The sequence below is a fragment of the Salinimicrobium oceani genome (assembly GCF_012037645.1).
Genome location: NZ_JAAVJR010000454.1, coordinates 1 through 497, shown reverse-complemented (window position 1 = coordinate 497; position 497 = coordinate 1). Strand labels below are relative to the sequence as shown.

The following is a 497-nucleotide window of genomic DNA, read 5'->3' as shown; positions in this document are numbered from 1 at the left end:
GTATTGCAGACGGCAGGGAAAATGAAAATCCGGTTTCAGCAATATCAAGAAATCATCCTCATTATTTATCCCAGGGGAGCATAAACACGTCTACCAGGAGCAGGGTGGACTGGGTTGCAGTACAATTAGCCGATCAAAATGCATATGCAATAGTTAATTCACGGCTCTTCGACCTCAGGGCAGGGAGACTTATTTTGGTGGCACCGCAAAAAGACGGATCAATCCGCTTTTATCAGACCGATGCACCACCAATGAATTTGGAGGAACAGAAAGAATATATCGGGAATTTATCCCACCAACAAAAGCTGATCGACTTCCTGAACAATGAAAATAATATTTAAAAATACAGTAGCAAACCACCACCCCGAAAGGTCTTCGACCCCACCCCTGCCCGAATTAACAAAGAAGTAAAAAACATGTTGAAGTCTCCTGCATCCGTAAATCGGCCATAAGAAATCCATCCAAAAATGACATTTTTTAGAACTTTTCCTCATTAT

General features: G+C 41.9%; 1 protein-coding gene. It reads left to right on the top strand.

All coding sequences use genetic code 11. From position 1 onward, the window contains the following. Nucleotides 1-341, top strand: a 341-nt coding sequence (locus HC175_RS17705; RefSeq protein WP_168139595.1) for a hypothetical protein, incomplete at its 5' end; no start/stop codon positions are given. Nucleotides 342-497 lie beyond the last annotated feature (156 nt).